Raw genomic sequence first — 6,012 nt, 5'->3', positions numbered from 1 at the left:
CCGGTGCAAGCCCCCGCACCTCCACCCGCCTCCCCACCAGCCACGCCGATGAGCCATGACCGCGCCGCCTATCTGCCCACGCCGCGTTCCTGCACCCCTGAAGAAATCGTTGCGCTCATCGAACACTTCAACCGCACGGCCCACACCTGCCTGCCCACCACCCCCGGCACCGACACTTACCGCACCGTGCGCCAGGCCCTGCAACACTATCCCCCGGCCATCCTTCGCGGCGTGATTGACCTTAAAGTCCATCACTGGATACAAACCCCCCACTATCGCTACCTCCACCCCAAAACCCTGTTTAACCCCAGCAAGCTGGAACGCTACGTCTCCGAACTCTACCAACAGCGCCGCCGCGATCCCCCACCGCCGCCGCCCTATGTCCCCAAACCGCCTGATCCTCCGCAAACCGAGGCCCAAAAAGTCCTGGCCCGCCAACACTGTGCAGACATGCGCCGCATCCTCGCGGTCGCCGATGACCGCGAGGCACAACGAAAAGCCCAGGCGCAAGCAGAAGCCTCCTCATGTGGCGGCACCTCGAAGGTGCCGCCACATACCATACAGCGGCATCAAGATGATGCTGCCACAACGCAAGCGGCGTCCGCCACAAGCCCCTGGAAAAGCGCCAAGGATGTTTTCCAGAACATGAAGTTTAACGGGACGTAGTGGCATGATCCCGTGGCGGCACAGTGTGATTTGTTTATAAATACAAGCTAATAAACCAATGAGACCAAACGCAACACTCACGGGATTGGCACCGGCATTGACCGCGCAGACGCATACAGTGATTCTGGGCAGCTTTCCGGGGGTGGTCAGCCTAAAACAGCAAGGCTATTATGCGCATCCGCGCAATGCCTTTTGGCCGATCATGGAAGCGGTGCTGGCTCAGCCCTTGCTTACGCTGGCCTATCCTGAAAGGATCAGCGCCTTGCTGGATGCAGGCTATGGCCTGTGGGATGTGTATGCCAGCTGCGAACGCAGCGGCAGTCTTGATGCTGCCATTCGCCAACCCCAGCTTAACCCGCTAAAGCAGCTGATATACGGGTGTCCGCAGCTTTCGCGCATTGTGCATAATGGTCAAACCAGTGGCCGCCTGGCCCCGCTAACCCGTCAGCTGGTGCCCGTGGTATTGATTCTGCCATCTACCAGCCCGGCCAATGCCCGACTCAGCCTGGAACAGAAAATCATCCACTGGCAAGCGGCATTGCAGAACGGCCACGCTATGAGCTGATGGCTTAGGCGATCAGGCATATTTCCCAGCGAACTGCCAACCACATTGCGGCATCAATCAGGCCATCGTATCAGCTGTCGTCTTTGCGCAGGCTGGCCATGAGGGTGCTGACGGCGCGGTCGAAAACGGGTAGGTCTTCGATGATGCGGGTGCGGCCACTGCGAAATTCATGGGCCAGTTCGTGAATGCTCATTTCGCGCACTTTCAGGCCCTGGCGGTTGACGAAGAAATATTTGCCGCTGATCAGGCTTTTCCAGGACAGTTTGGCGCGCAGCGGTTGGTTGGCTTCATCAAGGAGTTCCAGCCAGGTGCCTTCGTTGAGTTCCTTGACACGCAGCAGGTACATATCTTCGATGTCGGTGGCTTCGCTGGGGACTGGGGTGCTGGCAACCTCGGCGTAGACCTGAAAACGTCCTTCGGTGATCAGCTGATTGATCTCTGAGACTTTGCGCGCCATGAAAGAGCGGCCATCGTGTGGCGCCTGTGGTGGTTGTTCAGCCGTGGCCTTTGGCAGCGTGGCCGGGGGCGTTTGCGGCGTGGCGTTGGCAAGGGGCGGGGTGGGGCTGTGCTCGGCTTCGCGTGTGGGCGTTACCGCATCAGCGGGTGCGGGTGCGTTGCTGCTGCGTACCATGCGTCCGTGTTCGTGTGCCAGTACGCTATACAGGGTTTGCTGTTCTGCCTCGTTGACACCCATGCGCTGCATCCCTTCTTGCAAGGCTTTACGCAGTGAGGGCAGTAATTCGGCGAGTTGTTCTCGTTCCTTGGGCAGGTTTTTGGGGAGCAAGCTCCACACCAGCAGGGAGGCGACGTTCAGGGCTTTTTGCCAGAGCGTACCGTGCTGGCCGTTTTTGATATAAATCAGCACCAGCAGGTCTTTCCAGGTGGTGCGTAGCAACCGTAACACCGGATCGGGCAGGCGCGGGTGTGCCTCAATGATGCGCTCGATGGCCTCGGCGGCAATGCCTTTGGCCAGCAGGAGCTGTTCGCGGTTTTGGGTGGCGGCGGCAATCTGTTCTTCACGCTGCGCGGCGCGCTGCGCCTGGTGTTCACAAAAATCCAGAAAGTCTCCCAGGGCTTCATCAAACAGCGTGCTGTCCTGGTCAAAATCCTGCTGCAGTTTTTCTACAATCTCGGTGATTTTGGCGAGCAAACCGTCGTCGTGTTCATCGGCCTCATTCCAGCTCAAACCCGCTCGCGTCAGTTCATTGAGCAGACGGCGCGCCGGGTGACGTTTCTGGCTGAAAAAGGATTTATCCAGGATGGCGGCCTTTAAAACCGGGATTTGCAGGCGCCCGATCAGTGCCTTGACCGGGGCAGGCAGTGCTGGATCATCAAAGATGAAATCAAACAGCATTGAGACAATATCAATGGTCGTTTCATCGACATGATTGAGCATCGGCGGGCTGTGCCCTGTACCGACCGGCAAGGCTCCCATGACGGCCTGCTTGAGCTGTGCTCCGCTAAAATGCTGTCCCTGCGGCAGGGCCTGGGTCGGCAGTAGCTGTGTGGCCACGCAAGATAATGCACCGCTGAGCTGCTCAGCACTGATCTGTGGCACATTGGCAGTCTCTGGCGGCGCGGCTGAGACAGTTCTGGGCGGGTCTTCCCTGGCAGCGGCAGCAGGCGTACTGACACGATGTAGCTGACTGAGCCGTTGAAACAGCGCCAGTAAGTCGCTGCCACTGTCTGCAGGGGTGTCGTGGATCGCCGGTTTTGAGGGTGATGCAAAATCCTGTGGTGTGCTGCGCGGTTCGCGACTGGCAAAAGCGGATGAGGCCGCCCGCTCGTGGGTGCTCTGCGGGCTCGCGGGTACGATCTGGCGCTGTTGCAGGTAGCGCAAAATTTCCTGATACAGGGTGCCCAGTTCCGAGAGCACATGCTGTTCAAACAGTTTGTAGATGATCAGGCGCACCTTGATGTCTACATCAATGACCTGCATGGCCTCCCGAAAGGCATGACACAGTGCCTGTGGATCGACGGGCAAGCTCTCTGCGCTCAGGGTGCGGTTCATGATCTGCCCACAGGCACGTTGCAAAGTGGCCAGTTCGCCATCATGCGCCCGCCGCGCCTTGGCGACCATACCATCAATGGCCAGATTTTCCTCCAGCTCCTCTGTGCCGACCAGGCTCAGCTCATCGGTATCAATGGCAACGGCGGCTTGCTTAAATGGCCCGGCATTACGCAGCAAACGATCAAACAGCTGCATAATGTGCGTGGAGTAATCGCTTTCCAGGGTGGAGCGCTTGCGCCGCAATTCGCGCATGGCATCAAAATACAGGGTCTGGGTACGATTATCTTCAGCCTTTTCCGCCAGGCGGAACAAGGCATCATCGGCACGATCCAGCAAGGTGCTGACACAGGGATCCAGGTGCGTACAGGTCAGATTGCGCCAGTGACCGAGCAGCTGAATCGGCGGTGTGCTGGCCCCGGATGATCTGGGGACGGGGTGTGGTGACTGGGCATCAGGCATACAAACACGCTCGGGTCTTGGGGCTTTTATCTTTTCTGATCAAGGTTAGATAGCGCGCTATCCGCGCTCAGGCATCCGCCTTTACAAAGGGGCATCTGGCGAAAGCGCTTATGGCGTAAGCAGCGCCCATTTGTTAGATTATTCTACTAACCTGTGTGCGGCCAGCGGTGATGGTGGCAGCGCACCCCCCTGGCAAGGAATACCGCGCATGATTCCGGACAATACATCTCCCAAACGCTGCACTATTGATCTTTTGCTCGATGACGTTTCCATGCTCATCTCGCCCCCGGAAATCCTGATCCGCCTGCATCAGGTCATGGATTCTCCGCTCAGCTCGACCAAGGCCCTGGCGATTATTGTCGCCCAGGACCCTAACCTCAGCGCCCGGGTGTTGCGCATTGCCAACTCATCGGTGTACGGCCTAAGCCAGCGTGTCGATACCGTCTCCAGAGCCATTACGGTGATTGGCACCCGGGGCTTGTATCATCTCTCTATGGCAGTGACGGCGGCCCAAAGCTTTTCGCAGATCTCCAGCAGCCTCGTCAACATTGCGGTGTTTTGGCGTCACAGTGTATTTAGTGCCTTGATTGCCCGCAACCTGGCAAGGCGCTGTCGTATTTTGCATCCTGAGCGCCTGTTTGTTGCCGGCTTATTGCATGACATCGGCAGCCTGTTAATCTATAAACATTTTGCCGAAAGCCTGCAGGATATCGTGCAGGATGCCCGAGGCAATGAGCGGCATTTGGCCGAATACGAAAGGCAGCACCTGGGGTTTGATCATGCCGAGGTGGGCGCTGCCCTGCTGAAACGCTGGGGGCTGCCAGAAACCCTCTACACAGCGGTGGGTTCACATCATGCGTATGATCATCTGGCGGGTCAGACACCGATGAGCCTGGAAGCCGCCATTGTACATCTGGCAGATGCCCTGAGTAATCGGCGCATGGAAGGCAGCTTCAGCGAATTTGGTGCCTATGCCAGCCATATTGACGCCTCCGCCTGGCAGATTCTGGGTCTGGATGAAGGCATTGTCGATGAGCTGTGGGCTGAGGTGGGACGCCAGTTCATTGAAACCCTGGAGGCAATTTTACCCAGCGCCTATGTCTGAACCCACCCGGCACCATTCACCGCAGCAGCTATCAATCCCGCACCGGAAACAAGCGATGGCTTTGTGCATTGGTTCTGCGCAAGGCTTCTTCACGGGCCTCAATGGCCAGCAACTTGGCCTGATCGGCACGATCCTTGGCCATTCGGAAACTGCCATCCGCTAACAGACGCTCGGCCTGCTCAAGCAGGGTTTGCGCCTCCTTATAAAGACCCGCCGCCAATTGCACCGCCCCCGCTTCCTCAGCAGAACGCAGCGCCAGACGCGCATCACTCATCTGCTGCACCGGAGGTGCGCTGGCACAGGCCGCCATCAATAAAAGCAGCGCAAACGCCAACGCATGGCGTACTCCTGCACAGCATAGCGCGCCACCCCGTGGCGCACAGGTCCTGGCCTTTGCGGTTGCGGGCACATGCGGGTTGCAGAAAAAACCGTGTTTCTCATCAATATTGAGCATAATTATCAACGCGTGCGGAATATTTCCGCATCAAGGCCAAGAAAAAAGCGCAGCACGTCACCCGATGGCATCACTGTCTGCCAGGCGTGGGCAATGCACGGGCTAAGCCTTCAAGATAAGCGCGATTTTGCTAAATTTCAAGCGGCTGTCGGTATCGTACCCATAGAATGCGTGTCTCAGTGTCAACCCAATTCAGAAAAGTCCCCTTTTGTGCAAAGCAGAAGTGTCCCCCGTAGAATGCGTGGTTATGGTGTTTGGGCTGGTGCCGGAGTGATGTTGCCCCGACCTCTCCAAGGGTGGTCCGGCGCCGGTTTGTAGGTTGGCTTGGCGGTCTGTTTTGCCTTGGCCTGGTCGACGCTGTGGTGGACACTTTTTTCATCATCCAGCGGTGTGGGCGGTTCGCCCTCAGCCAACAGACGGTAAGGCATGATGTGCCCCTGGTGCAGGAGGGTGATGGTGCCGTCGAAGGCCTCGCAGACGGTGAGGGTGGCACCCCGCAGGCGGTAGCCCTTGCCCTGTCCCTGAAGCTGATATTCCCGGTTCTTGAACTGGAAGCAAAGGTTCTTGGAGAGCTTACGGGTATGGTGCAGGCAAAGGATGAGGGCCTGCTCCTCGGGGCTGTGCAGCACCGGTCGGTGGGCATCCTGGGGGCTTTGTGGCTCGACGGCGAAGCGGGCGTTGAAGTCGGCCATGAAGGTGGGGAGGAAGGCGTTGGCGGCGTCGATGTCCGAGATCTCACGCAGGCGCAGCTC

The 6,012-nt window shown here is 58.3% G+C and carries 5 protein-coding genes and 1 pseudogene; 3 read left to right on the top strand and 3 right to left on the bottom strand.

Going from position 1 to position 6,012, the window contains the following annotated elements; translation table 11 throughout:
- Positions 1-666: conserved phage C-terminal domain-containing protein (locus THISIDRAFT_RS00195; protein ID WP_221913918.1), on the top strand; the 666-nt coding region annotated here is incomplete at its 5' end.
- 58 nt (positions 667-724) lie between these two features.
- Complete coding sequence (locus THISIDRAFT_RS00190; RefSeq protein WP_006788739.1) at positions 725-1,231, top strand: DNA-deoxyinosine glycosylase; 507 nt, start codon at positions 725-727, stop codon at positions 1,229-1,231.
- A 70-nt stretch (positions 1,232-1,301) separates the two neighbouring features.
- Here THISIDRAFT_RS00190 and THISIDRAFT_RS00185 read toward each other — a convergent pair whose 3' ends face one another.
- The gene (locus THISIDRAFT_RS00185) at positions 1,302-3,701 is read right to left on the bottom strand and encodes a DUF1631 domain-containing protein (protein WP_006788740.1); all 2,400 of its coding nucleotides are present in this window, start codon (positions 3,699-3,701) and stop codon (positions 1,302-1,304) included.
- A 130-nt stretch (positions 3,702-3,831) separates the two neighbouring features.
- Here THISIDRAFT_RS00185 and THISIDRAFT_RS00180 point away from each other — a divergent pair, with 130 nt between their 5' ends.
- Entirely contained in the window at positions 3,832-4,806 is a 975-nt protein-coding gene (locus THISIDRAFT_RS00180) for an HDOD domain-containing protein (RefSeq protein WP_246585290.1), read from the top strand.
- Positions 4,807-4,837: 31 nt separating this feature from the next.
- Here THISIDRAFT_RS00180 and THISIDRAFT_RS00175 read toward each other — a convergent pair whose 3' ends face one another.
- Together THISIDRAFT_RS00175 and THISIDRAFT_RS00170 are read right to left on the bottom strand one after the other, a co-directional pair.
- On the bottom strand, positions 4,838-5,140 hold the full coding sequence (locus THISIDRAFT_RS00175) for a DUF4398 domain-containing protein (RefSeq protein WP_246585289.1): 303 nt from the start codon (positions 5,138-5,140) through the stop codon (positions 4,838-4,840).
- A 365-nt stretch (positions 5,141-5,505) separates the two neighbouring features.
- Positions 5,506-6,012 (bottom strand): annotated as a pseudogene (locus THISIDRAFT_RS00170) (hypothetical protein); the annotation flags it as partial.

It is taken from the genome of Thiorhodospira sibirica ATCC 700588 (genome assembly GCF_000227725.2).
GTDB lineage: Bacteria > Pseudomonadota > Gammaproteobacteria > Ectothiorhodospirales > Ectothiorhodospiraceae > Thiorhodospira > Thiorhodospira sibirica.
Note: the sequence above shows the minus strand (reverse complement) of the source record. Positions and strands in the feature narration are given on the sequence as shown.